At 70.0% G+C, this 23,788-nt stretch carries 22 protein-coding genes; 16 read left to right on the forward strand and 6 right to left on the reverse strand.

The genetic code is table 11. The annotated features are described in order from the left end of the window. Positions 1–14: 14 nt before the first annotated feature. From SLNSH_RS25660 to SLNSH_RS19405, 7 genes are all read left to right on the forward strand, one after another. Entirely contained in the window at positions 15–935 is a 921-nt protein-coding gene (locus SLNSH_RS25660; RefSeq protein WP_210202544.1) for a class I SAM-dependent methyltransferase, read from the forward strand. Between the two features lie 9 nt (positions 936–944). Then, positions 945–1,538: a histidine phosphatase family protein gene (locus SLNSH_RS19380; protein WP_106338976.1), complete on the forward strand. Its 594-nt coding sequence runs from the start codon at positions 945–947 to the stop codon at positions 1,536–1,538. Beyond that, positions 1,535–2,254 (forward strand): orotidine-5'-phosphate decarboxylase, encoded by a 720-nt coding sequence (pyrF, locus tag SLNSH_RS19385; RefSeq protein ID WP_245422420.1) that lies wholly within the window; start codon positions 1,535–1,537, stop codon positions 2,252–2,254. The genes SLNSH_RS19380 and pyrF overlap by 4 nt, the downstream gene beginning before the upstream one ends. 199 nt (positions 2,255–2,453) lie before the next feature. Beyond that, positions 2,454–2,756: a DUF1330 domain-containing protein gene (locus tag SLNSH_RS19390; protein WP_106338978.1), complete on the forward strand. Its 303-nt coding sequence runs from the start codon at positions 2,454–2,456 to the stop codon at positions 2,754–2,756. Further along, complete coding sequence (locus SLNSH_RS19395; protein WP_106338980.1) at positions 2,753–3,061, forward strand: DUF1330 domain-containing protein; 309 nt, start codon at positions 2,753–2,755, stop codon at positions 3,059–3,061. Before SLNSH_RS19390 ends, SLNSH_RS19395 begins: the two co-directional genes overlap by 4 nt. 205 nt (positions 3,062–3,266) lie before the next feature. After that, positions 3,267–4,073 carry a 4-hydroxy-tetrahydrodipicolinate reductase gene (gene dapB, locus SLNSH_RS19400; protein WP_106339062.1) on the forward strand — a complete coding sequence of 269 codons (807 nt, stop codon included), beginning with the start codon at positions 3,267–3,269 and terminating at the stop codon, positions 4,071–4,073. Between the two features lie 27 nt (positions 4,074–4,100). Beyond that, positions 4,101–4,724 carry a 2,3-bisphosphoglycerate-dependent phosphoglycerate mutase gene (locus tag SLNSH_RS19405; protein ID WP_106338982.1) on the forward strand — a complete coding sequence of 208 codons (624 nt, stop codon included), beginning with the start codon at positions 4,101–4,103 and terminating at the stop codon, positions 4,722–4,724. Positions 4,725–5,159: 435 nt separating this feature from the next. Here the strand turns inward: SLNSH_RS19405 and SLNSH_RS19410 are convergent, their stop codons facing one another. Then, positions 5,160–6,386, reverse strand: coding sequence for an NAD(P)/FAD-dependent oxidoreductase (locus SLNSH_RS19410; RefSeq protein WP_106339064.1), 1,227 nt, complete (start codon positions 6,384–6,386; stop codon positions 5,160–5,162). A 216-nt stretch (positions 6,387–6,602) separates the two neighbouring features. Next, positions 6,603–7,535 (reverse strand): transcriptional regulator GcvA, encoded by a 933-nt coding sequence (gene gcvA / locus SLNSH_RS19415; protein WP_106338984.1) that lies wholly within the window; start codon positions 7,533–7,535, stop codon positions 6,603–6,605. Positions 7,536–7,679: 144 nt separating this feature from the next. Between gcvA and amaB the strand changes: the two genes are divergently transcribed. From amaB to SLNSH_RS19435, 4 genes are all read left to right on the forward strand, one after another. Further along, positions 7,680–9,200, forward strand: a complete 1,521-nt coding sequence (gene amaB, locus SLNSH_RS19420; protein WP_106338986.1) for an L-piperidine-6-carboxylate dehydrogenase — start codon at positions 7,680–7,682, stop codon at positions 9,198–9,200. Positions 9,201–9,297: 97 nt separating this feature from the next. Beyond that, entirely contained in the window at positions 9,298–10,512 is a 1,215-nt protein-coding gene (locus tag SLNSH_RS19425) for an acyl-CoA dehydrogenase (protein ID WP_106338988.1), read from the forward strand. A 118-nt stretch (positions 10,513–10,630) separates the two neighbouring features. Continuing rightward, entirely contained in the window at positions 10,631–11,824 is a 1,194-nt protein-coding gene (locus SLNSH_RS19430) for a CaiB/BaiF CoA transferase family protein (RefSeq protein ID WP_106338990.1), read from the forward strand. A gap of 135 nt (positions 11,825–11,959) precedes the next feature. Continuing rightward, positions 11,960–13,645 carry a thiamine pyrophosphate-binding protein gene (locus tag SLNSH_RS19435; protein ID WP_106338992.1) on the forward strand — a complete coding sequence of 562 codons (1,686 nt, stop codon included), beginning with the start codon at positions 11,960–11,962 and terminating at the stop codon, positions 13,643–13,645. 143 nt (positions 13,646–13,788) lie between these two features. On the opposite strand, the gene SLNSH_RS19440 is transcribed toward SLNSH_RS19435, so the two are convergent. Beyond that, the gene (locus SLNSH_RS19440) at positions 13,789–14,385 is read right to left on the reverse strand and encodes a tetratricopeptide repeat protein (RefSeq protein WP_106338994.1); all 597 of its coding nucleotides are present in this window, start codon (positions 14,383–14,385) and stop codon (positions 13,789–13,791) included. Positions 14,386–14,516: 131 nt separating this feature from the next. On the opposite strand from SLNSH_RS19440, the gene SLNSH_RS19445 reads away from it, so the two are divergent. Both SLNSH_RS19445 and SLNSH_RS19450 read left to right on the forward strand, forming a co-directional pair. Next, on the forward strand, positions 14,517–15,560 hold the full coding sequence (locus SLNSH_RS19445; protein ID WP_106338996.1) for an MraY family glycosyltransferase: 1,044 nt from the start codon (positions 14,517–14,519) through the stop codon (positions 15,558–15,560). Between the two features lie 2 nt (positions 15,561–15,562). Beyond that, positions 15,563–16,489, forward strand: coding sequence for an NAD-dependent epimerase/dehydratase family protein (locus SLNSH_RS19450; protein WP_106338998.1), 927 nt, complete (start codon positions 15,563–15,565; stop codon positions 16,487–16,489). Here SLNSH_RS19450 and SLNSH_RS19455 read toward each other — a convergent pair. Genes SLNSH_RS19455 through SLNSH_RS19465 form a run of 3 tightly spaced genes read right to left on the reverse strand, consistent with a single transcriptional unit; the run spans position 16,407 to position 20,144 of the window. Next, the gene (locus SLNSH_RS19455) at positions 16,407–18,407 is read right to left on the reverse strand and encodes a nucleoside-diphosphate sugar epimerase/dehydratase (protein WP_106339000.1); all 2,001 of its coding nucleotides are present in this window, start codon (positions 18,405–18,407) and stop codon (positions 16,407–16,409) included. The genes SLNSH_RS19450 and SLNSH_RS19455 overlap by 83 nt on opposite strands. 32 nt (positions 18,408–18,439) lie before the next feature. Continuing rightward, the gene (locus SLNSH_RS19460) at positions 18,440–19,558 is read right to left on the reverse strand and encodes a M48 family metallopeptidase (RefSeq protein ID WP_106339002.1); all 1,119 of its coding nucleotides are present in this window, start codon (positions 19,556–19,558) and stop codon (positions 18,440–18,442) included. Between the two features lie 25 nt (positions 19,559–19,583). Then, a complete protein-coding gene (locus SLNSH_RS19465) occupies positions 19,584–20,144 on the reverse strand; it encodes a LemA family protein (RefSeq protein WP_106339004.1) in 561 nt (186 codons plus the stop codon). Between the two features lie 158 nt (positions 20,145–20,302). Here SLNSH_RS19465 and SLNSH_RS19470 point away from each other — a divergent pair, with 158 nt between their 5' ends. From SLNSH_RS19470 to SLNSH_RS24655, 3 genes are all read left to right on the forward strand, one after another. Continuing rightward, positions 20,303–21,721: a sodium:proton antiporter gene (locus SLNSH_RS19470; RefSeq protein ID WP_425353022.1), complete on the forward strand. Its 1,419-nt coding sequence runs from the start codon at positions 20,303–20,305 to the stop codon at positions 21,719–21,721. Between the two features lie 242 nt (positions 21,722–21,963). Further along, positions 21,964–22,350, forward strand: coding sequence for a hypothetical protein (locus SLNSH_RS24650; RefSeq protein WP_146140312.1), 387 nt, complete (start codon positions 21,964–21,966; stop codon positions 22,348–22,350). 120 nt (positions 22,351–22,470) lie between these two features. Continuing rightward, complete coding sequence (locus SLNSH_RS24655; protein ID WP_146140313.1) at positions 22,471–22,974, forward strand: hypothetical protein; 504 nt, start codon at positions 22,471–22,473, stop codon at positions 22,972–22,974. Positions 22,975–23,788 lie beyond the last annotated feature (814 nt).

Consider the following 23,788-nt stretch of genomic DNA (forward strand, 5'->3'; position numbering starts at 1 on the left):
ACGGAGCCCGCGCGTTGCAGCTCGAGCCCCGCCGCGCGGACCGCGGCGCCGGACATGCGAGGAAGCCCAAGGCCCGGGAGCCGCTCGGTCGGCGCCTGCAGGATGAGGCGCGCTTTCTCAAGAGCTGGCTCGACAACCCGCTCCAGGCCGGCGCGATCGCGCCCTCCAGCCCCGCGCTCGCGCGCGCCATGGCGGCCTGCGTGGACGTGGGCCGCATGGGCCCCGTGGTCGAGCTCGGCCCCGGCACCGGCCCGGTCACCCAGGCCCTGGTCGAGCACGGCGTGGCGGAGGACCGCCTCGTCCTGGTCGAGTACGATCCCGACTTTTGCAAGCTTCTCGCCCGCCGCTTCCCGCGCGCGACGGTGGTCCAGGGCGACGCCTACGCCATCGACCGCACCCTGCAGGGCCATCTCGCGACGCCCGCCGCCGCCGTGGTGTCCAGCCTGCCGCTGCTGACCCGCCCCGAGGCCGACCGCGCCCGCCTGCTCCTGCGCGCCTTCGGCCTCATGGCCCCGGACGCGCCCTTCATCCAGTTCACATACGGCCTGACCTCGCCCGTGCCCCGCGGCCCTGGCGTCGCCGCCGAGGTGTCGCCGCCCGTCTGGCTGAACATCCCTCCCGCCCGCGTCTGGGTCTATCGCCGGGCCGATGACGAGGCGGACGAAGCGCCCCTGCCGAGCCGCGCCGAGCCGGCCTTCATCCGCCGCCTCAAGGCCCACACCGGCCGCGTCCGGGACGAGCTGCTGGACGGCGCCGACAAGGTGAAGCTGGCCTGGGAGATCCACGCCGAGCGGGTGCTCCAGGACGAGCGCGTCCGGCCGACGCTCGACCTGCTGCGCCGCCTGAACGCCCACATGGAAGGGCCGGACACGCACGTCGCCGCCGACGCGCAACTGCGCGCCGTGCGCCGGCGCCCGCCGCATCACAAGGGCTGAGAGGCAGGCGTGGCGACGGTCTACTACGTCACGCATCCCCAGGTCCGCATCGATCCCGCCATCCCGGTCCCGCGCTGGTCATTGTCCGGGACCGGGCTGGCGAGGCTCTCCGCCGTCCTCGGCCGGCCCTGGGTCCGCGGCCTCGCGGCCGTGGTGGCGTCCGACGAGACCAAGGCCGTCGAGACCGCATCGATGCTGGCGAAGGCCGCCGGAGCCGCCCTCCTGGTCCGCCCCGGCCTGCACGAAAACGACCGCAGCGCCACGGGATTCCTGCCGCCGCCGGAGTTCGAGGCGACCGCCGACGCCTTCTTCGCCAGCCCCGAAACCAGCATCCGCGGCTGGGAGCGCGCCGTGGACGCCCAGGCCCGCGTGGTCGAGGCCGTAAAGGCCGCGCTGGCCGAGGCGCCGCCGGGCGACCTCGCCTTCGCCGGGCACGGCGGCGTCGGCACGCTGCTGACCTGCGCGCTAACCGGCGAACCCATCGACCGCCGCCACGACCAGCCCGGCGGGGGCGGCGCCGTGTTCGCCTTTGACAGGCGGTCCCTCCGTGTGCTCCACCGCTGGCGCCCCCTCGAAGACCCCAGAATCGGAGAGCCCGTATGACCGGAGCCACGAACGCCCTCGCCCAGGACCCGCGCGACCGCATGATCGTGGCCCTCGACCTGCCGAGCGTGGCGGACGCGGAGGCGATGACCGCCCGGCTCGGCGAGGCGGTCAGCTTCTACAAGGTGGGCCTGGAGCTGATGTACGCGGGCGGCCTCGACTTCGCCAGGCGGCTGATCGGGGAGGGCAAGAAGGTCTTCCTCGACCTCAAGTTCCACGACATCCCCAACACCGTGAGCCGCGCCACCGAGCAGGTCGCCAGGCTGGGCGCGGCCTACCTGACCGTGCACGCCTATCCGCAGACCATGCGGGCGGCGGTCGCGGCCAGCCAGGGCTCCGGGCTGAAGCTGCTCGCCGTCACCGTGATGACCTCCTATGACGACGCCGACATCGCCGAGGCGGGCTACGCCGGCACCGTGAAGGACCTCGTCGCCCGCCGCGCCCGGCAGGCCCAGGAGGCCGGCGTCGCCGGGCTCATCCTGTCGCCCGAGGAGGTCGCGGCCGCGCGCGCACTGCTTGGCCCCGGCATGGACCTCGTCACCCCCGGCATCCGCCCGGCCGGGGCCGCCCTCGGCGACCAGAAGCGCGCAGCCACCCCCGCCAGCGCCATCCAGGCCGGCGCCACCGCGCTGGTGATCGGCCGCCCCGTCACCCAGGCCTCCGACCCCCGCGCCGCCGCAGAAGCCATCGCCGCCGAGATCGCCGGGGCCCTCTGAACGGCCTCTTCTCCGTCATTGCGAGGAGCGCAGCGACGAAGCAATCCAGGGGCGGAAAGGCGCGGCGCTCGCCAGCATCGCGCCCCGGCCCGCCTGGATTGCTTCGCTTCGCTCGCAATGACGGCGGAAGCGCCTCGTCATTGACCCCGCCCCGCCGATGGGGTTCGCTGCGGCCGGGTTCGTTCCCAGGAGAAGAAGAATGCCCAAGGGATATATCGTCGCCCGCGTGGACGTGGACGACGCCGACCAGTACGCGGTCTACGCCAAGGGAGCGCTGGAGGCGATGCGCATCCATGGCGCGCGCATCCTCGCCCGCGGCGGCAGGAGCGAGGCGCTCGAGGGCGAGGCCCGCAAGCGCAACGTGATCCTGGAGTTCGAGAGCTACGACAAGGCGAAGCAGTACTTCCACTCGCCCGAGTACCAGAAGGCCCGCGAGTTCCGCGCGCCGGTGAGCACCGGAGAGTTCGTGCTGGTCGAGGGCTATGACGGAGAGCAACCGTGAGCGCCAAGGGTTATTGGATCGCCAGCGTCGAGGTCACCGACGCGGGCGGCTACGAGCAGTACCGCCAGGCCAACGCCGTCGCCTTCGCCAAGTACGGGGCGAAGTTCCTGGTGCGGGCCGGCAAGTTCGAGCTGGCCGAGGGCGGCGCCAAGAGCCGCAACGTGGTGATCGAGTTCCCGAGCTACGAGCAGGCCGTCGCCTGCTATCACTCGGCCGAGTACCAGCACGCGAAGTCGCTGCGGAAGGACGCCGCCTTCTGCGACCTGATCATCATCGCCGGCTACGACGGGCCGCAGCCCGCGTGACGCGCGAAGCGGCGGCTACGCAGCCGCCTGAGCCTCCTCGCCCCTCATCGCGAGGAGCGCAGCGACGAAGCGATCCAGGCGGGCAGGCGCGCCCCGCCCCTGGATGGCTGCGCTCTGCCCGCAAGGATGGCCGGCGACTCCGCTTCCGTCCGGCCGTCCGGCGCGTTATAGCGGGGCCGTCGCAAGGAGATCCGCCATGTCCGAAATGCGTCTCGTCGTCGTCGGCGCCGCCGGGCGCATGGGGCGCATGCTGGTCAAGACCATCCACGAGACGCCCGGCGCGACGCTGAGCGGCGCCATCGAGCATTCCGGCTCGATCGCGCTGGGCCAGGACGCGGGGCTTCTGGCCGGCATCGGCGAGACCGGCGTCAAGATCGTGGATGACCCGCTCCCCGTCTTCGCCAAGGCGGAGGGCGTGCTCGACTTCACCACGCCGGAGGCGACCTCCCACTTCGCCGAGTTGGCCGCCCAGGCCCGTATCGTCCATGTGGTCGGTACGACCGGGCTCGCCCAGGCCGACATGGCCCGCCTCGAAGCCGCGGCGCGGCACGCGGTAGTGATCCAGTCCGGCAACATGAGCCTGGGCGTGAACCTGCTCGCTGCGCTCGCCCGCAAGGTGGCGAGCACGCTGGGCGAGGAGTTCGACATCGAGGTGGTCGAGATGCACCACCGCAACAAGGTGGACGCGCCCTCCGGCACCGCCCTGCTGCTGGGCGAGGCGGCGGCCCAGGGCCGCGGCGTCCCGCTGGCGGACAATTCCGAGCGCGGCCGCGACGGCGTCACTGGGGCCCGCAAGCCAGGCGCGATCGGCTTCGCCTCCTTGCGGGGCGGCACGGTGATCGGCGAGCACAGCGTCATCTTCGCCGGTCCCTTCGAGCGCATCGTGCTGTCGCACATGGCCGAGGACCGCAGCCTGTTCTCCCGCGGCGCGGTGCGGGCGGCCCTGTGGGGCAAGGGCAAGAAGCCCGGCCTCTACAGCATGGCCGACGTGCTCGGCCTCGCCGATATCTGAAGCCTTTCGTCCCTCCTGGAGAGTCGCATGTCCGAACGCCTTCTCGTCCTCGTCCGCCACGGCCAGAGCGACTGGAACCTCAAGAACCTGTTCACCGGCTGGAAGGACCCGGGCCTGACCGAAAAGGGTGTCGCCGAGGCGACCGCCGCCGGCCAGCGCCTGAAGGCGCTCGGCCTCTCCTTCGACATCGCCTTCACGTCGGCGCTGACCCGCGCCCAGAACACCTGCTCGCTGATCCTGGAGCAACTCGGCCAAACCGGCCTGCAGACGGTCCGCGACCAGGCCCTGAACGAGCGCGACTATGGTGACCTCTCCGGCCTCAACAAGGACGACGCCCGCGCCAAGTGGGGCGAGGAGCAGGTGCATGTGTGGCGGCGCAGCTACGACGTCTCTCCGCCCGGCGGCGAGAGCCTGAAGGACACGGTGGCCCGCGTGCTGCCCTACTACTGCCAGGAGATCCTGCCCCGCGTGCTCCGCGGCGAGCGCGTCCTGGTCGCCGCCCACGGCAACTCGCTCCGCGCCCTCGTTATGGTGCTCGACCGGCTGACGCCCCAGACCATCCCGTCCATGGAGCTGGAAACCGGCGTGCCGCTGGTCTACCGGCTCAACGCGGACTCGACCGTCGCCAGCAAGCAGGTCCTGACGGCCTGAACGGCCGCGGCCGCCCTTGCGAGGAGCGCAGCCACGAAGCAATCCAGCGGCGGAAAGGCGCGCTGCTTGCAGCATCGCGCCACATTCCCCTGGATCGCTTCGCTGCGCTCGCGATGACGGGAATTGCGTCATAGCCGGGCTCATCCCGGCCATCCACGTGTGGGCGTTCGCGCAGATCCCCTGGACAAGCCCGGGTATGACGGCCTGAGCGGCCCCCCACCGTCCTTGCGAGGAGCGCAGCGACGAAGCAATCCAGGGGCGGAAAGGCGCGCCGGCTTCCCGCATCGCGCTCCAGCCCCCTGGATCGCTTCGCTGCGCTCGCAATGACGAGAATGACGTCATGGCCGGGCCCGTCCCTGCCATCCACGTTCTGGCCGCCCGCTGGATCCCCTGGACGAGCCCGGGGATGACGGCGGCGGGAGTTTATCGAAGCCCTTAGATTACGTTCCGCTCCAGCACCGGCCGGTTCGCGGCGATGCGGTCGAAGCCCATGTCGGTGAGGTCCAGCGTCAGGTAGCGCCCGTGCAGGATGAGCTCGGCGAGCCCACGCCCGACCGCCGGGGACTGCTGCAGGCCGTGGCCCGAAAAACCGTTCGCCAGGTAGAAGTTCTCCAGCCCGCCGGCCTTGCCCAGGATGGCGTTGTGGTCGAACAGGTTCATGTCGTAGTGGCCCGCCCAGGCGCGCCCGGTCTTGATCTGCTCGAAGGCCGGCACCCGCGTGGCCAGCGACGGCCAGATGAACTCCTCGAAGAACGGCCAGTCGACCTCGAATTCCTCGGAATCCGGATCGTCCATGTCCGCGGTTGGGCCGGCGCTGCCGATGAACATCTGCCCGTCCGCGCCGCGCTTGCCTTCGGGCCGGAACCAGGCGCCCGACGGATCGATCAGCAGGGGCGCGTTGTCGATCTCCGCCTTGCACGTGAAGGTGTAGACGAAGCGCTTCTTGGCGTGCACCGGGATGGCGACGCCCGCCAGCGCGGCGAGCTGCCGCCCGCCGGACGCGCCGGCGGCGTTCACCAGCGCCCCACAGGCGATGCGCGAGCCGTCGGCCAGCCGCACGGCGGCGATCCGCGCGACGTCTTTCTCGACCCCGACAGCCTGGCCCTCCACATAGGTCACCCCAAGGCTGCGGGCCTTCTTGCGGAAGGCTTGCATGAGTCCCCAGCCGTCGAACCAGCCCTCGCCCGAGCGGCCCCAGGTCCCGCACGTGATCCCGTCCGTGCTGAGCCACGGGAAGCGCGCCCTCAGGGCCTCCGGCTCCAGGAGAAGGATGTCCGCGCCCTCCTGCTTCTGCAGGGCGTTGTTCTCCTGGAGGATCGGCGCGCCTTCCGGGCCGGCGAGGTAGAGGTAGCCTCCCTCCACGAGCCCGATCTCCGGGCGGTCGTCGCCGACCCGCAGCCGCTCCCCGATCTCGCGCAGGAACTGGATCCCGTAGAGCGAGACGCGGATGTTCACCGCGCTGGAATACTGCTGCCGGATGGACGCCGCCGACAGCGCCGAGGCCGAGAACTGGTAGGTCGGGTCCTTCTCCACCACGACCACGCGCCCGGTGAAGGCCGGGTCGCTGGCGATGTGGCACGCGATGGACGAGCCGATCGCGGCGCCGCCGACGATGACGATGTCGGCCGAGGACGGTATTTCGGAAGCGATGGGGGCGGTCATGGAGCGCAGCCGGTCATGCAGGTGGACGGGACCGGGCGGCGCCGCGGTCATGAGCGGGACGAATGATTGTCAGCTTCGGCGGCGCCTGTCGAGGGGCTTGGCCATGATCCTGAGGCAGAGCCGCCCATCCCGTCATTGCGAGCGAAGCGAAGCAAGCCAGGGGGACCGGCGCCTGGATTGCTTCGTCGCTATGCTCCTCGCAAGGACGGGAGTGGTTCAGCCCATTGCAGGCCCCGTCTCATCCCGCTCGCGCCCGCACTGGGCGAGGAGCCAGTCGCGGAAGGCAACAACGGCGTGGCGCTCCCGCTTCTCTTCCGGGTAGACCAGCCAGTAGCCCTGCCGGCTGTCCAGCGGCCGGTCGAACGGCACGACCAGCTGGCCCGTGCGCAGCTCCTCTTCCACCAGCATGCGCGGCACGATCGCCATGCCGAGCCCGGCCACGGCGGCCTGCGCCACCATGGCGAACTGCTCGAAGCTCGGGCCCATCAGGGCCCGGCCGGGCGGCAGGCCCTGCAGCTCCAGCCAGTTCGCCCAGGCGCGAGGGCGAGTGGACTGCTGCAGGAGGGGGACCCTCAGCACATCCGCGGGCGCCCGGATCGGGGCGCTCGCGATCAGGCCGGGGCTGGCCACGGGGACGATCACCTCGCCCATGAGCCTGTGGGTCACCGCGCCCGGCCACGCCGGGTCGCCGAAATGGATCGCCGCGTCGAGCTGCTCCTCGCGGAAATCGAACGGTCGGATGCGGGTGGCGAAGTTGATGGTGACCTCCGGGTGCTTCTGGAAGAAGTCCGGCAGCCGCGGGATGAGCCAGCGCGTCCCGAACGTGGGCAGGATGGCGAGCGCCAGCGTGCCGCCAGCGCCCCGGAACGCCATGGCGGACAGGGTGGCGGACGCGATGCGCGACAGCGCCTCGCGGATCTCGGCCGCATAGGCCTGCCCGGTTGGCGTCAGCGTCACCCGCTGGCGCACCCTCTCGAACAGGGTCACGCCCAGGCTCTCCTCCAGGGCCGCGACCTGGCGGCTGATGGCGCCCTGGGTGAGGTTCAACTCCTCCGCGGCCCGGGTGAAGCTGCCCAGCCGCGCCGCCGCCTCGAACGCCTGCAGCGCGCCGAGCGACGGGACGAGGCTGCGCTGGGTCGCGAAGGTCATGCGTTTTCCTCATGAAGTGGTGAGAACATATCGGTTGCTTCCCGCAGGCGAAAGAGCGACCGTGCGGAAACTTGCGCGGGAGCGCCGAAAGGCGCGGGTCCCGCTTCGCCGGCTGCCCCGGCTTCCTGTTCTGTGGAGACACCCATGGCCTCCGTCCGCGACGACGTCCTCGGCATTCTCGACCGCCTCGGCGTCCCCGCCTCCGCCTTCGCAAAGGGCGGCATGGCGGCGCGCTCCCCCATCACCGGCGAGGTCGTCGCCGAGGTGCGGGAAGCCTCGGCCGAGGAGGCCTCAGCCGCCATCGGGCGCGCCCATGCGGCTTTCGCGCAGTGGCGCAAGGTCCCGGCCCCTCGCCGCGGCGAGTTCGTGCGGCTCATCGGCGAGGAGCTGCGCGCCCACAAGGCCGACCTCGGCCGCCTCGTGACCCTGGAAGCCGGCAAGATCACCTCCGAGGGCCTCGGCGAGGTCCAGGAGATGATCGACATCTGCGACTACGCGGTCGGCCTCTCCCGCCAGCTCTTCGGCCTGACCATCGCCACAGAGCGCCCGGACCACCGCATGATGGAGACCTGGCACCCGCTGGGCGTCTGCGGCGTCATCACCGCCTTCAACTTCCCGGTCGCGGTCTGGTCCTGGAACGCGGCGCTCGCCTTCGTGTGCGGCGATCCCGTGGTGTGGAAGCCTTCCGAGAAGACCCCGCTCACGGCGCTCGCCGTGCAGGCCATCGTCGAGAAGGCCGCCCAGCGCTTCGGCGGCGTGCCGGCCGGCCTCAGCGAGGTCCTGATCGGCGGCCGCGCCCTGGGCGAGGCGCTGGTGGACGACCACCGTGTTCCGGTGGTGTCGGCGACAGGCTCCACCGCCATGGGCCGGCAGGTCGGCCCTCGCGTCGCGGCCCGCTTCGGCCGCTCCATCCTGGAGCTCGGCGGCAACAACGCCGCCATCGTGGCGCCCTCGGCGGACCTTGAGATCGCGCTGCGCGCCATCGCGTTCGCGGCGATCGGCACCGCCGGCCAGCGCTGCACCACGCTGCGCCGCCTCATCGTGCACGAGAGCGTCTATGGTGAGCTCGTGCCCAAGCTGAAGGGCGTCTACGGCAGCGTGAAGATCGGCGATCCGCGCGAGAATGGGGTGCTGGTCGGCCCGCTGATCGACAAGGCCGCCTTCGACGGCATGCAGCGCGCGTTGGACGAGGCCCGCGCAGCCGGCGCGACCGTCACCGGCGGGCAGCGCGCCCGCGAGGACCTGGGCGCCGAGGGCTACTACGCCGCGCCCGCCCTGGTGGAGATGCCCTCCCAGACCGGCCCCATGCTGCGCGAAACCTTCGCGCCGATCCTCTACGTGACGAAATACGCCTCCATCGAGGAGGCCATCGCGATGCAGAATGCGGTGGGCGCCGGCCTGTCCTCCTCCATCTTCACGCTGAACATGCGCGAGGCGGAGCTGTTCGTGTCCGACGAGGGCTCCGACTGCGGCATCGCCAACGTCAACATCGGCCCCTCCGGCGCCGAAATCGGCGGCGCCTTCGGCGGCGAGAAGGAGACCGGCGGCGGCCGCGAAGCGGGCTCCGACGCCTGGAAGGCCTACATGCGCCGCGCCACCAACACGGTGAACTACGGAAGCACCGTGCCGCTGGCCCAGGGCGTCACCTTCGAGATCATGGGGTAGTTCGTCATGGCCGGGCTTGTCCCGGCCATCCACGCATCACGTCGAAGATGTGGATGCCCGGGCCAAGCCCGGGCATGACGATGGAGAGGAAACCACGATGAGCGCGCAGCCGCAGGGCAAGAGCAAGACTTCCGCCGCCTCGTTCCAGTGGGACGATCCCTTCCTGCTGGAGGATCAGCTCACCGAGGACGAGCGCCTCATCCGCGACACGGCCCGCGCTTACGCGCAGGAGAAGCTGCTGCCGCGCGTGGTCGAGGCCTATCGCGAGGAGAAGACGGACCGCGCCATCTTCAACGAGATGGGCGAGCTCGGCCTCCTCGGCGTCACGGTGCCGGAGGAATACGGCTGCGCCGGCGCCAACTACGTGGCCTACGGCCTGGTGGCGCGCGAGATCGAGCGGGTCGACTCCGGCTACCGCTCCATGAACTCGGTGCAGTCCTCGCTGGTGATGTACCCCATCTACGCCTACGGCGACGAGGCCCAGCGCAAGAAGTACCTGCCCAAGCTCGGCTCCGGCGAGTGGGTCGGCTGCTTCGGCCTCACCGAGCCGGACGCCGGCTCCGACCCGGCCGGCATGAAGACCCGCGCCGAGAAGGTGGCCGACGGCTACCGCCTCACCGGCTCAAAGATGTGGATCTCCAACGCGCCCATCGCGGACGTGTTCGTGGTGTGGGCCAAGTCGGCCGCCCACGGCGACGAGATCCGCGGCTTCGTGCTCGAGAAGGGCATGAAGGGTCTGTCGGCCCCCAAGATCGGCGGCAAGCTTTCGCTGCGCGCCTCCATCACGGGCGAGATCGTCATGGACGGGGTGATCGTGCCGGAGGAGAACCTCCTGCCCAACGTGTCGGGCCTCAAAGGCCCGTTCGGCTGCCTCAACCGCGCCCGCTACGGCATCTCCTGGGGCGCCATGGGCGCCGCCGAGGACTGCTGGCATCGCGCCCGCCAGTACACGCTGGACCGCAAGCAGTTCGGCCGGCCCCTCGCCGCCACCCAGCTCGTGCAGAAGAAGCTCGCCGACATGCAGACCGAGATCGCGCTTGGCCTCCAGGGCTCGCTGCGCGTCGGCCGCCTCTTCGACGAGGGCAAGATGGCCCCGGAGATGATCTCCATCGTCAAGCGCAACAACTGCGGCAAGGCCCTGGAGATCGCCCGCATCGCCCGCGACATGCACGGCGGCAACGGCATCCAGGAAGAATACCACGTGATGCGCCACGCCCAGAACCTGGAGACCGTGAACACCTACGAAGGCACGCACGACGTGCACGCCCTTATCCTGGGCCGCGCCCAGACCGGCCTGCAGGCGTTCTTCTGAGACCCTCCGTCATTGCGAGGAGCGCAGCGACGAAGCCATCCAGGGGCGGCGCGCGCCACGGCTGGATTGCTTCGCCTTCGGCTCGCGATGACGGCTGAAAGCGCGTGGTGAAGAAGCGATGACCGACACGTCCCCCAAGCCCCTCGCCGGGATCAAGGTGCTCGAACTCGCCCGCATCCTGGCGGGGCCCTGGATCGGCCAGACGCTGGCGGATCTCGGGGCGGACGTGGTGAAGGTGGAGCGGCCGGGCGCAGGCGACGACACCCGCGCCTGGGGCCCGCCCTTCGTGCCGGCCGCCGACGGCGGCGACCTCTCGGCCGGTTACTTCCACGCCTGCAACCGCGGCAAGCGCTCCATTGCGGTGGATTTCGAGACGACCGAGGGCCAGGCCCTCGTGCGCCGGCTCGCCCTGCACGCCGACGTGGTGGTCGAGAACTTCAAGGTCGGCGGCCTCAAGAAATACGGCCTCGACCACGCGAGCCTGAGGGCCCTGAACCCGCGCCTCGTCACCTGCTCGGTCACCGGCTTCGGCCAGGACGGCCCCTACGCCGAGCGCGCCGGCTATGACTTCATGATCCAGGCCATGGGCGGCATCATGGACCTCACCGGCGACGCCGATGGCGAGCCGCAGAAGCCCGGCGTCGCCTATGCGGACATCTTCACGGGCGTCTACGGCGTCATCGGAATTCTCGCCGCCCTGCGCCAGCGCGACGCGACGGGCGTGGGCAGCCACCTCGACATGGCGCTGTTCGACACCCAGGTCTCCGTGCTGGCCAACCAGGCCCTGAACTACCTCGTCTCCGGCAAGGTCCCCAAGCGGATGGGCAACGCCCACCCGAACCTCGTGCCCTACCAGGTCTTCCCCGTGGCGGACGGCCACATCGTGATCGCCTCCGGCAACGACGGCCAGTACCGCCGCCTCTGCGAGGTCCTGGGCGTGGCCGAACTGGGCGTCGCGCCCGATTACGCCACCAACGCGCTGCGCATCGCCAACCGCGAGCGCCTGATCGCTCTGCTCACCGAGCGCACCCGCACGTTCGCCCGCAACGACCTGCTCGCCGCCCTCGAGCGCGTCGGCGTCCCTGCGGGGCCCATCAACACGGTGGCGGACGTGTTCGAGGACCCGCAGGCGCAGCACCGCCGCATGCGCGTGGACCTTCCGGCCCCCCACGCGGCCGCCGGCAGCATTCCCTCCATCCGCTCGCCCCTGATGCTGGACGGCGAGCCCATGGTGGCCGCCCGCCCGTCCCCGCGCCTGGGCGAGCACACCGCCGAGGTGCTGGCCGACCCGGCCTGGACGGGTGAGCCTTGATCCTGGACGCAGGCGCGCTTCTCCGTCATTGCGATGAGCGCAGCGACGAAGCAATCCAGGGGCCTGCGCACGCGGCGACTGGATCGCTTCGCCTTAGGCTCGCAAGGACGACTAGAACATCTCGAGGACACGCCCATGACCACCCTTCCGGCCCGCACCGGCGGCCAGCTCATCGTGGATTGCCTGCAGGCCCAGGGGGTCGAGCACGTCTTTTGCGTGCCGGGCGAGAGCTACCTCGCCGTGCTGGACGCGCTGCATGACGCCAACATCAACGTCACCGTCTGCCGGCAGGAGGGCGGGGCCGCCATGATGGCCGACGCCACGGCCCGGCTCAGCGGCCGTCCCGGCGTCGTCATGGTGACCCGCGGCCCCGGCGCCACCAACGCCTCCGCGGGCATCCACATCGCCGAACAGGACTCCGTGCCGCTGGTGATGTTCGTCGGCCAGATCGCCCGCGACATGCGCGGCCGCGGCGCCTTCCAGGAGATGGACTACCGCGCCGTGTTCGGGACCATGGCCAAGTGGGCCACGGAGATCGACGAGGTGGAGCGCATTCCCGAGGTCGTGTCCCGCGCCTTCCATGTCGCCATGCAGGGCCGCCCCGGCCCGGTGGTGATCGCGCTGCCGGAGGACATGCTGCTCGAGGCAGCCGCCGTGCAGGCCGGGCCGCGCGTCGAGCCGGTCGAGATCTGGCCGGGCCTCACCCAGATGGCCGAACTGCAGAAGCTCATCTGGGCGGCGGAGAAGCCGGTCATGATCCTCGGCGGGACGGGCTGGACGCCCAAGGCCTGCGCCAGCGTCCAGCGCTTCGCCGAGCGCTTCGACATGCCGGTGGCGGCGTCCTTCCGCCGCCAGATGCTGTTTTCCGGCGACCACGACAACTACGCCGGCGAGATCGGCATCGCCCCCAACCCGAAGCTGAAGGCCCGCATCGAGGCGTCCGACCTGGTGATCCTTGTCGGCTCGCGCATGTCCGAGATGGCGTCGCAGTCCTACGCGCTGTTCGACATCCCCACGCCAAAACAGACCCTCGTGCACGTGCACGCGGGCTCGGAGGAACTCGGCCGCGTCTACCATCCGGCGCTCGGGATCTGCGCATCGCCAGCGGCCTTCGCGGCCGCGCTGGAGAGCCTGCAGCCGCCGAACGAGATCCCGTGGCGCGCGGAGACCCGGCAGGCCCGCGAGGACTTCCTCGCCTGGACCGGCCAGCCGCCGCGCATCCCGGGCCGCCTGCAGATGGGCGAGGCGATGCTATGGCTGCGCAACCGCCTGCCGGCGGATGCGGTCGTCACCAACGGGGCCGGCAATTACGCCACCTGGCCGGCGCGCTTCCTGCGCTACCGCCAGTTCGGGACGCAGCTTGCCCCCACCTCCGGGTCCATGGGCTACGGCGTCCCGGCCGCCATCGGAGCCAAGCGCGCCCACCCGGACCGCATGGTGGTGGCCTTCGCGGGCGACGGCTGCTTCCTGATGCACGGCCAGGAGTTCGCCACCGCCGTTCAGTACGACCTGCCGGTCATCTTCGTGGTCGTGGACAACGGCATGTACGGCACGATCCGCATGCACCAGGAGCGCGAATACCCGTCGCGCATCTCCGCCACCATGCTCAAGAACCCCGATTTCAAGGCCTACGCGGTCGCTTTCGGCGGCCACGGCGAGCGGGTGGAGACCACGGAGGACTTCGCCCCCGCCTTCGAGCGCGCGGTGGCCTCCGGCAAGCCCGCCATCCTCCACTGCCTGATCGACCCCGAGGCCATCACCCCGGCGACGACATTGACCCAGATCCGCGAAAAGGCCCTGGAGGCTAAGAAAGAGGGCTGACCAGTCTTAGCCGTCATCCCCGGCGGCGCGAAGCGCCGGGAAGGGGATCCAGGGGACTGCGCCAAGTTGCCCCTGGATCCCCTTCCGCTCCGCCGCTGCGCGGCTCCGGCCGGGGATGACGGCCGCGATGTTCGGCCGAATCCCTAATGCAGTTCCCGCAGCGGCGTGGAGCCGATCTCCTCGATGGCCTCCTGCAGCCCCATCAGGTGCGGGTTGATGGCGAGCGCGACCTGGAAGGCGGCGCGCGCCTCGCAGAAGCGCTGGTGGCGCAGGCAGATCTGCCCGAAGCCGGACACGGCGCCGAAATGGCGCGGCTCCAGCATCAGCGTCTGCTCGATGTCGTGCAGCGCGTCGGCGTCGCGCTTCTCGATGAAGGCCAGCGTCGCGCGCTTGTTCCAGGCCTCGGCCCATCGCGGCTGCTGCTCCACGAGGCGGTCCAGCATGGCGCCGGCGAGGTCCAGCGCCCCCGCCCCGATGGCCTCGATGGCGGCCGCCATCTGGCTGGAGGCCGACAGGTCCTTGTGGGCGATCCAGTGCGCCCAGATCAGGTCCTCGATGTCGTCGGGATCGCGCTCGGGCTCCGGCTGGGCCAGCTCGCGAAACAGCGCGTTCAGCCGGCGCGGCAGCGTCGCCGCGGGTCGCCGCTCGCCCAGGTGGAGGACGAGGGAGAAGACCTTGTCGATGGTCGCCGCCGACGGGGAGGAGCGGGCGGCGCGCGCCGTCCGTGTTCGCGTGCTCATGGTTGCGAGATAGGGCGAGGATGATGGCCGGGGAGGGGCGGGGCGAGTTCACCGGGACTTCGCTCCACAGCCCGGTTGCCCCAACGGCTGCGCTCGCTATGGTCCCGGCGTGACCGCTGCGATGACCCTGCATGCCTGCCTTTGAAGCCCTGCGCTCCGCGCCGACCCTGACCCTGATCGGCGTGATCGCCGCCCTGGCGACCTGGATGGCCATTCCGCCCTTGATGCCGATGTTGCGGCGCTACGCCCTGGCCCGGCCCAACGCCCGGTCCAGCCACAAGGAGCCCACGCCCCAGGGCGGGGGCGCTGCGGTGGCCGCCGTCGCGGTGATCCTGGTCGCGGCCGCCGCGCTTCTTGCGCCTGGAGCGCCCGGCTCGGAGCGGCTGTCCCTCCTGGCGCTCTGCGGCGGCGCCGTCGTGCTCGCGCTTCTGGGGGCCGTGGACGACATCCGGCCGCTCCCAGCCGGGCCCCGGCTGCTGGTCCAGGCGGCGGCTGTGGCCGCCGTGGTCTACGCTGTTCCGGCCGAGGCCCGCGTGCTGCCCGACGCCGTGCCGCTCGTGGCCGAGCGGGCCCTGGCTGCCTTCGCGGGGCTGTGGTTCGTGAACCTCACCAATTTCATGGACGGGCTCGACTGGATCACCGTCGCCGAATTCCTGCCCGTCACGGCCGCCCTGGCGCTTCTGGCGGTGTTCGGGGCGGCCCCGACGGCCTCCGGCCTCGTGGCCGTCGCGCTCGGCGGCGCGCTGCTGGGGTTCGCGCCCTTCAATAAGCCGGTGGCCCGGCTCTTCCTGGGCGACGTCGGCAGCCTGCCCATAGGCCTGCTGGCCGGCTACGCGCTCTATCGCTTCGCCTGCGCCGGGCACGTGGCGCCGGCCCTTATCGTGCCGCTCTACTACCTGGCTGACGCCACGCTGACGCTCCTGCGCCGGATGGCGCGGGGCGAGCGCTTCTGGGACGCCCACCGCAGCCACTACTACCAGCAGGCCACGACCAATGGGCTGACCGTGATGGGCGTGGTCGGGCGCGTCTTCGCCGTCAACCTGAGCCTGGCCGGGATCGCCATCATCCTGGCGCTCGCCTTCACCCCGGCGCGCGGCATGCTGGGCGCCGCCCTTGCGGCCCTGTGCGTGGCGGCCCTCCTGGCCGACTTCGCCCAGAAACGCAGGAAGGCCTGATCATGCGCGTCCTGCTCACCGGCGCATCCGGCTTCGTTGGGCGGCGCTTGGCGCGCGACCTGCTGGAGCGCGGCCACGCGGTGCGTGCGCCCGTGCGCCATCCCGCGCCCCTTCCTCCCGCAGTCGAGCAGCCGCCCATCGGCGACCTCGCCGGCCCGGTGGACTGGGCGCCCCTGCTGGACGGCGTGGACGCCGTGGTCCACGCCGCCGCCATCGCCCACACGGGGCCGGGCCTGCCGGACGACCTCTATGACCGCGTGAACCGGGACGTGGTCCTCGCCTTGGCCGAGGCCGCCCGGGGTCGCGTGCGGCGTTTCGTGTTCCTGTCCTCCATCCGCGCCCAGTGCGGCGTCACGTCGGACCACCTGCTGACCGAAGCCGACGCCCCGGCGCCCACGGACGCCTATGGCCGCGCCAAGCTCGAGGCCGAGCGCGGCTTGGCCGCCATGCCGGACCTGCCCTGGACGGCGCTGCGCCCCGTAGTGGTCTATGGCCCGGGCGTCCGGGCCAATCTGGAGACCTTGCTCCGGATCGCGCGCCTTCCCGCGCCGCTGCCCTTCGGGCTGCTGCGCCCGCGCCGGTCCCTGCTGTCGATCGAAAACCTGGCGTCCGCGGTCGCCTTCGCGCTGGAGAGCCCCGAGCCGGCCCGGGAAGCCCTGATCGTGGCCGATCCGGAGCCGATCGACCTGGCGGAGCTGGTGTCCGCGATGCGCCGCGCCTTGGGGCGCAGCCCCATGCTGCTGCCCGTGCCGCCCGCCCTGATGGGCGCCGCGCTCGACGCCCTGGGCAAGGGCGAGGCCTGGCGCCGCCTCAGCGGCTCCCTGACCGCCTCGCCGGCGCGCCTGGTCAGCCTCGGCTGGCGACCTCCGGTTGCGTCGACGCAGGAGGGGGTTCGGCTATGGCTGGCGGCGGAATCACCGCGCGGGTGAAGGCCGGAACGGCTTCCGCCAGGATGTGGCGGCCGGCGTCCCGGTCCTCCGACTCGAGCGCGGCCCTCAGCTGGGCCAGCCACTCCTGGATGCGCGCCATGTCGGCGAAGAGCGGCTTGGCGGCCATCACGCCCTCCACGCCCGTGTCGACGGTCGGCTCCGCCTGGTCGAACAGGATCTCGTTGAGCCGCTCGCCCGGCCGCGCGCCCGTGACGGCGATCTCGATGTCGACGCCGGGCTCGAAGCCCGCGAGGCGGATCATGCGCTCCGCGAGCGTCATGATCTTCACCGGCTGGCCCATCTTGAGCACGTACACGGAGGGCGTCTCCGCCGCGCTCGCCTGCGGCTGGCGCATGTCCACGTCGGCGTGCGACGCGGCCGTGAGCACCAGCTCCGCCGCCTCGCGGACGGTCATGAAATACCGGACCATATCCGGGTGCGTCACCGTCACCGGGCCCCCGTGGGCGATCTGGGACTTGAACTTCGGCACCACCGAGCCGTTCGAGCCCAGCACGTTGCCGAAGCGCACCGCGATGAGGCGGGTGCGCACGGCCCCGTTCGGCTTGGCGCTGGCCGCCTCGGCGTCGAGCGCCTGCGCGTACATCTCGGCGAAGCGCTTGGTCGCGCCCAGCATGGAGACGGGCTCGATGGCCTTGTCCGTCGAGATCATCACCGCCGCGCTCGCGCCCGACGCCACGGCGGCGTCCAGCACGTTCACCGAGCCGAACACGTTGGTCTTGATCGCCTCGTCCCAGTCCTGCTCCAGGTAGGGCACATGCTTCAGGGCGGCCGCGTGGAACACGAGGTCCGGCCGGAAGCGCGCGAACAGGCGGTGGATGCGGGCCCTGTCGCGGATGTCCGCGATCACGCCGGTGAGCCGGGTCGGGCTCGCCTGGAGGGCGAAGGCTTCGGTGATGGCGTGGAGCGCGGGTTCGGAGCTTTCCACGATCATGAGCTCGGCTGCCCCGAAGGCGGCGACCCGCAGCGCCATCTCGCTGCCGATGGAGCCGCCGCCCCCCGTCACCACCACGCGCCGGCCCTCCACGAGCCCGCGCAGGCGGTCACGGTCGATGCGGACGCTGGGACGCAGCAGGAGGTCGTCGATCTCGACGGGAGCGAGGCTGGCCCCGCCGCCCAGTCCCTCGTCCAGGGTCTGGAAGCGCGTGAGCGGGATGCCGAGCCGCCTCGCGGCCGCGAAGAGCTGCTCCGGCTCGGCCTCGGCCGCCAGGGCGGATGGCGTGGCGATCAGCCGCTTCACGGAAACGCCGCGTTCGGCCAGGTCCGCGACCAGCTTCTCGAGCTGGCCGGAGCCGGCCTTGAGCGAGACGCCCCGGATGCTCTGGCCTGCGTCGCTCGCCCGCGGCGACAGCGCCCCGACCGCGTGGATGCGCCGCAGCCCGCCGCTCTCCATCGCGCGCAGCACGATCTCCACGTCCTGCGGGCGGCCCAGCACCAGGGCCGGCGTGGTGGCGAGCTTCTCCGCCTGCTCTCGCGAACGGACGAAGCGGCTGTACCGATAGGCGACCCGCGGGCCGCCGAGGAAGAAGATCTGGATCATCCAGTAAAGGACGATCGTGACCTTGCCGAAGAAGAAGCCGCCGTAGAAGTCCGGCGAGACCAGGCCGTAGTCCAGCACCAGCAGCGACAGGCTGAGGACCGTTACGGCCTTGACGATGCCCGACAGGTCGGGAAGCGACGCGAAGCGCCAGCGGGACTTGTAGAGTCCGAAATACCAGTAGACCAGGCTGGCGTAGGCCGCGAACGCGGGGATCAGGGCTGGCAGGTAGCGCAGCCGCGCCGTGAGCAGCGGACCCTCGAAGCGCAGCAGGAAGACGGCGGCCAGGGCGCAGGCTGTCATGAAGACGTCGTGCGCGACCACCAGCGCCTTCTTGTGGTCGAAGCGGCGGAGCAGGGACATGGGCGGCGGTATCGGGCCCGCCGGAGGCGGTGTCAACCGCGCGGACCCCACGGACCGGCCTTCATCCCCGTTCCCCACGGGCCGGCGAACGTCCCGGGCGCCTGTGGCGTCTGGGCGGCGGGCCCCGGGTCGGGCGGGGCGGAGGGCGCCGCCGGCGTAGGCAGGCGACCGCCCGCATAGCGCACCAGGGCGTCGATCCGCGCCTCGATGGGCGGATGGGTCGCGAACAGATCCGCAAACCCAGACCGGGGGTTATCGACGCAAAGCTCCATGACGCCGGACGGAACGCCTTCGATCTCCCCCCGGCCGGAGATCTTCAGAAGCGCCGAGATCATGGCGTCGGGGTTCTTGGTGAGCTCCACGGCCCCGGCGTCCGCCAGGAATTCGCGCGAGCGCGACAGGCCGAAGCGGATGAGCTGCGACAGCAGCCACGCCAGCGCGATCAGGGCGAGTCCGATCAGCACCGCCGCGAAGGCGCCGCCCGAGCCCTTCTCCCGCGAATCGCCGTCGCCGCTCGACGAACTCCGCGCCGACCCGCCGCTCCAGCGAATATTGGACAGCACCCGGAAGATCAGCTCGGCGAAGAACGAGATCACCCCGGCGATCACCACCGCCACCACCATCATCCGCACATCCTCGTTGCGGATGTGCGTCAGCTCATGGCCGAGCACCGCCTCCATCTCGGCGTCCGTGAGGGCGTCGCGAAGGGCGGTGGTGACCGTGATGGCGTATTGCCCGGCGTTCAGCCCGGTCGCATAGGCGTTCAGCGCCTCGCCGGGCAGGATCTCGAGGCGCGGCATGGGCATGCCCCGCGAGATGCAGAGGTTCTCCAGCATCGCGTAGAGCCGCGGCTCCTCCGTCCGGGTCACGCCGCGGGCGCCGGTCACGGCGTCGATGAGCTTCTGGTGGAACTTGTAGGCGAGCAGCACCCACAGGGCGACCCCCAGCGTCGCCAGGGGCGCGGCGGCCAGGAGGTCCCGCCCGGCGCGCCGCACGAGCTCGTCCAGGCCGGCGTCGCCGCCCATGGCCTCCCCCAGCAGCGCAGCCGCGAACACCAGCAGGTAGACGAGCCCGACCAGGGCCGCCAGCATGAAGACGGATCGGATCCGGTTGGCCCGGATATGAGTGTAGAGGCCGAAGACCGGGTTCATGGCCGGGCCCTCCCGGGCGCGCGCCCTAGAACTTCACCGCCGGCGCCTGGTCCAGCGTCTTGCGGTCATCCGCGCCGACGTCGAAGAACTCGCGCGGCGTAAAGCCCATCGCGGGCGCGAAGAACACCGCCGGAAACGCCTGGATGGAGGCGTTGTACTCGCTCACCGCGTTGTTGAAGAAGCGCCGCGCCGCCGCAAGCTTGTTCTCCACGTCCGACAGGTCCGCCTGCAGCTGCTGGAAGTTGGCGCTCGCCTTCAGGTCCGGATAGGCCTCGCCCAGCGCGATGAGCCGCCCCAGCGCCCCCGAGAGCTGCTGCTCGGCGGCGGCCTGCTGCGCCGGTCCCTGCGCCTGCAGGGCCGCGTTGCGCGCCTGCACGACGGCCTCCAGCGTCCCGCGCTCGTGCCCGGCGTAGCCCTTCACGGTCTCGACCAGGTTGGGGATGAGATCGTGCCGCTGCTTCAGCTGCACGTCGATGTCCGCGAAAGCCTGCGAGACGCGCTGCCGCAGCCCGACCAGCCCGTTGTAGACCGAAATCGCCCACAGGATCATGGCGACCAGCACGCCCAGCACGATCCAACCGCCCATGCTCCCCTCCATCGCTCCCGGGCCGCCATTGGGGCCCGCTCCTTCATGGGGCGCAAGCTTAACCGTTCCGTGTGCGGGCGCACGCCGTCGCTTCGTTGCCGCCCGCGCCGCCGTGGGATAAGCAGCGAAAGGGCAGGGAGCACGACAGAATGCGCCGCATGAACGGGAAGATGGCCGCCATGGCGACGGGCCTGGCGGCGGCGGGGATCGCCGCGCCGGACGCCGCCTGGGCTTCGGAGGGACTGAACGGCGCGGCGCTGGGCGGCGCCTGGGCGCTGCCCTTCGTGGGCATGCTGCTCTCCATCGCCCTGTTCCCGCTTTTCGCGCCCCATGCCTGGGAGCATCACCAGGGCAAGATCACGGCGTTCTGGGCTCTCGTGACCGCGATCCCGCTGGCCCTGGTGGCGGGCGGCGGCGCGGCCGCCAGCGCGCTCGCCCACACGGCGCTGCTGGACTACATCCCCTTCATCCTGCTGCTCACGGCCCTTTTCACCACGGCGGGCGGCATCCTGATCGCCGGCAACATTCACGGCTCGCCGGCCGTGAATGCGCTTCTGCTGGCGATCGGCGCCGTGCTGGCCAGCCTCATCGGCACCACCGGCGCCTCCATGGTGATGATCCGCCCGGTGATCCGCGCCAACGACGACCGCAAGCACAACGCCCACGTCTTCGTGTTCTTCATCTTCCTGGTGTCGAACCTCGGCGGCGCCCTCACGCCGCTGGGCGATCCGCCCCTGTTCCTGGGATTCCTGCGCGGGGTCGACTTCTTCTGGACCACGAAGCACGTCTTCGCCGAAACGCTGTTCGCAGCCGGCCTCGTGCTCGCCGTGTTCTACGCCATCGACTCCGTGATCTACCGAAGGGAAGGCCGCGTTCCCGATCCCACGCCCGACCGCCGCGTCCGCGTGCGCGGCGTCGAGAACCTGGCCCTGATCGGGGTGATCATCGCCGCCATTCTGCTCAGCGCGGCCTGGAAGGGCGGCGTGGCCTTCACGGTCGCCGGCGTCGCCGTGGAGTGGCAGGGGCTCGTGCGCGACCTCGTCATGGTGGCCGTCGCGGTCGCCTCGATGAAGCTGACGAAGTCCGCCTGGCGCGAGGCCAACGGCTTCAGCTGGGGGCCTATCAAGGAAGTCGCCACCCTCTTCGCCGGGATCTTCGTCACCATGATCCCGGTGCTCGCGATGCTGCAGGCCGGCCGCGACGGCGCCTTCGCGCCGCTGGTCGCCCTCGTGAGCCACCCGGACGGCGCCCCCAACAACGCCGCCTATTTCTGGCTTACGGGCGCGCTCTCGTCCTTCCTGGACAACGCCCCCACCTACCTGGTGTTCTTCCAGCTCGCCGGCGGCGACGCCCAGACCCTGATGACCCAGGGCGCGCTGACGCTGGCCGCCATCTCCTGCGGCGCGGTCTTCATGGGCGCCAACAGCTATATCGGCAATGCGCCCAACTTCATGGTCTACGCCATCGCCCGCGACGGCGGCGTCCGCATGCCCAGCTTCTTCGGCTACATGCTGTGGTCCGGCGCCGTGCTGATCCCGACGTTCCTGCTGGTGACGTGGGTGTTTTTCGCCGGCTGAGGCGTCCCTGCGTTGTATAGACAGGCCGAGAAAGGCCGGATCTCGCCAATGGCGGAGTGCAACTTAAACGAAAAGCAAGCGAGATTGTGCGCGCATAAGAAGTAAAATTGACATTTCGAAGACAGTAAGTTGCGAAAAGCTTTATTTCTGTCTAGAACTGCTCGGAAATGTGCAGGGACAAGCGGTGCGCCGGGAAGAAGAATTGGCGCGCGCTTCCGATTGATCGAAGTGGGAGATTCACAATGGCTGATATTTCGTTGGCTTCGGCTTCCTCTCTGGGGGGCGTTCATATCGACATGGCGTTCACTGGATCGAAAGTGACTCTCAGCGCCGACCGAAAGAATGTCACGATCGAGGATGGAAGTGCGCTGGATGCAGATAAAACGGTGAACGGCGTCATTCACCTTCGGGGACTCGCGAAGGAAGGAACGACCGTAAAGGTCACCGACTCCAGTCGTAAACAGAGGGCAGCTGGCGCTATTACGTCGTCTTCAGAGAGCAACAGCTGGCGTCGGGATGCGGCTGCGCTTCAGGCGAAGATAGACAGCGGCGACATAAGCGGCGCCACAAAATTCCAGTCGGAAATGAGCATAAGATGGCCGACCCTGGTCGGGCGAAAGGCGGGTTGACCCAAGGGGCGGGCCGCTTCTCGGGGAGGCAAGCGCCGAGCTGTCCGTGATCACGTGCTGCGCCCTGGGGCTCTTGCTACACCGCGGCAGAGTATTATGAAAGTGTGCAGGACCAAGGTCATGACTGTTGTTTATTTGAAGAAGACCGTGAGCGGCAGTTCGGTTACATTGACGGACCCCGGAGGGTGGTCCAAGACCATCGCCGACGGTGGGCCATTGGACCGCAATCCGGCAAAGGGGCTCGTCGGTCTGGATTTGAAAGTCCCGGCTGGCACCATCGGGAAAGTAACGGATGCGAAGGGCCGGCCGACGGGGTCCTTTGTCGCCAAGCCTCCTCAGGTCGCCAAGCCTCCTCAGGTTACAGTGAAAGGCAGTTCTGTTGTAATCACCACTCCCATGAAGGGGTGGTCTCAGACCATCCTGGATAATGGACCAGGAGACCACGACCCGACCAAGGGGGTTATCAGTCTGCAGAATCTCCCGTTGGCTGCATTGGTGACCGTCAAGGATGCGAGCGGCGCGGTCACTCAAAAGCTAAGCACTCTGGTGGGACCGGGTGCATTGCAGGAAGCTTTCTATAAAGCGACCGGGCAGTTTTCGACAGGTTCGACGGGAAAGCGGTAGAACCGAGCCGGCCTGTCATCCCTGAGGAGCGGCGTCATGGCGATGCTGCGCCTCGCTGCTGCAACCACGAAAACACCGGCTTGAGGCAGCCCGGCTGCGCACCGCGCAGCGCTCGGCGAGATCAAGGCTTTTGCTAGCTGCCGCCCAGCGTTGGCGAGCAATATGGTGAGCATTCAAGACAAGGCTGGCCTGCAGTGACGGGCTTCCGTCGATGCTGGCCCCAATGAGTGGCCGTTTCTCCGCTGTCCTCAGACCGCGCGGCGAGGCCTGAACTCTCGCCAGACAGGTGCGAGCCCGAACGCGTGTACGCTCGCGTGGTGGCGTGATCGGCAACTCTGGCGTCCGCTGGCTGAGGCATCCCTGCCTTGTTAGCCTGGAACAGAGTGGCCGGTCGTCCCGACATCGCGCCAAACGCAACCTATCGATATTCACTACGAATATTCTCGCCAAACTTGTATTGCTTCGCCGCAGGCAAAATTATATTTTGACCATTACGCAATAATGCGATGCATTATGAAACTGTGTAGGGCCAAGATCATGTCTGCTGTTGATTTGAAAAAGACCGTGAGCGGCAGTTCAGTTACATTGACGGACCCTGGAGGGTGGTCGAAGACTATCGCCGACGGTGGGCCATTGGACCGCAATCCGGCAAAGGGGGTTGTCGGTCTGGATTTGAAGGTCCCGGCTGGCACCATCGGGAAAGTAACGGATGCGAAGGGCCTGCAGACGGGGTCCTTTGTCGCCAAGCCTCCTCAGGTCGCCAAGCCTCCTCAGGTCGACTGGCCTCCTCAGGTCGACTGGTCTCCTCAAAAGC

This window comes from Alsobacter soli (assembly GCF_003004785.1).
GTDB lineage: Bacteria > Pseudomonadota > Alphaproteobacteria > Rhizobiales > Beijerinckiaceae > Alsobacter > Alsobacter soli.

Coding starts and splice junctions, on each gene's coding strand:
- SLNSH_RS19430 (WP_106338990.1), top strand. CDS start 10,631: ATGACCGACACGTCCCCCAAGCCCCTCGCCGGGATCAAGGTGCTCGAA.
- SLNSH_RS19390 (WP_106338978.1), top strand. CDS start 2,454: ATGCCCAAGGGATATATCGTCGCCCGCGTGGACGTGGACGACGCCGAC.
- SLNSH_RS19465 (WP_106339004.1), bottom strand. CDS start 20,144: ATGGGCGGTTGGATCGTGCTGGGCGTGCTGGTCGCCATGATCCTGTGG.
- SLNSH_RS19425 (WP_106338988.1), top strand. CDS start 9,298: ATGAGCGCGCAGCCGCAGGGCAAGAGCAAGACTTCCGCCGCCTCGTTC.
- SLNSH_RS19435 (WP_106338992.1), top strand. CDS start 11,960: ATGACCACCCTTCCGGCCCGCACCGGCGGCCAGCTCATCGTGGATTGC.
- amaB (WP_106338986.1), top strand. CDS start 7,680: ATGGCCTCCGTCCGCGACGACGTCCTCGGCATTCTCGACCGCCTCGGC.
- SLNSH_RS24655 (WP_146140313.1), top strand. CDS start 22,471: ATGACTGTTGTTTATTTGAAGAAGACCGTGAGCGGCAGTTCGGTTACA.
- SLNSH_RS19460 (WP_106339002.1), bottom strand. CDS start 19,558: ATGAACCCGGTCTTCGGCCTCTACACTCATATCCGGGCCAACCGGATC.
- SLNSH_RS19440 (WP_106338994.1), bottom strand. CDS start 14,385: ATGAGCACGCGAACACGGACGGCGCGCGCCGCCCGCTCCTCCCCGTCG.
- pyrF (WP_245422420.1), top strand. CDS start 1,535: ATGACCGGAGCCACGAACGCCCTCGCCCAGGACCCGCGCGACCGCATG.
- dapB (WP_106339062.1), top strand. CDS start 3,267: ATGCGTCTCGTCGTCGTCGGCGCCGCCGGGCGCATGGGGCGCATGCTG.
- gcvA (WP_106338984.1), bottom strand. CDS start 7,535: ATGACCTTCGCGACCCAGCGCAGCCTCGTCCCGTCGCTCGGCGCGCTG.
- SLNSH_RS19445 (WP_106338996.1), top strand. CDS start 14,517: ATGCCTGCCTTTGAAGCCCTGCGCTCCGCGCCGACCCTGACCCTGATC.
- SLNSH_RS24650 (WP_146140312.1), top strand. CDS start 21,964: ATGGCTGATATTTCGTTGGCTTCGGCTTCCTCTCTGGGGGGCGTTCAT.
- SLNSH_RS19455 (WP_106339000.1), bottom strand. CDS start 18,407: ATGTCCCTGCTCCGCCGCTTCGACCACAAGAAGGCGCTGGTGGTCGCG.
- SLNSH_RS19450 (WP_106338998.1), top strand. CDS start 15,563: ATGCGCGTCCTGCTCACCGGCGCATCCGGCTTCGTTGGGCGGCGCTTG.
- SLNSH_RS19410 (WP_106339064.1), bottom strand. CDS start 6,386: ATGACCGCCCCCATCGCTTCCGAAATACCGTCCTCGGCCGACATCGTC.
- SLNSH_RS19470 (WP_425353022.1), top strand. CDS start 20,303: ATGAACGGGAAGATGGCCGCCATGGCGACGGGCCTGGCGGCGGCGGGG.
- SLNSH_RS19405 (WP_106338982.1), top strand. CDS start 4,101: ATGTCCGAACGCCTTCTCGTCCTCGTCCGCCACGGCCAGAGCGACTGG.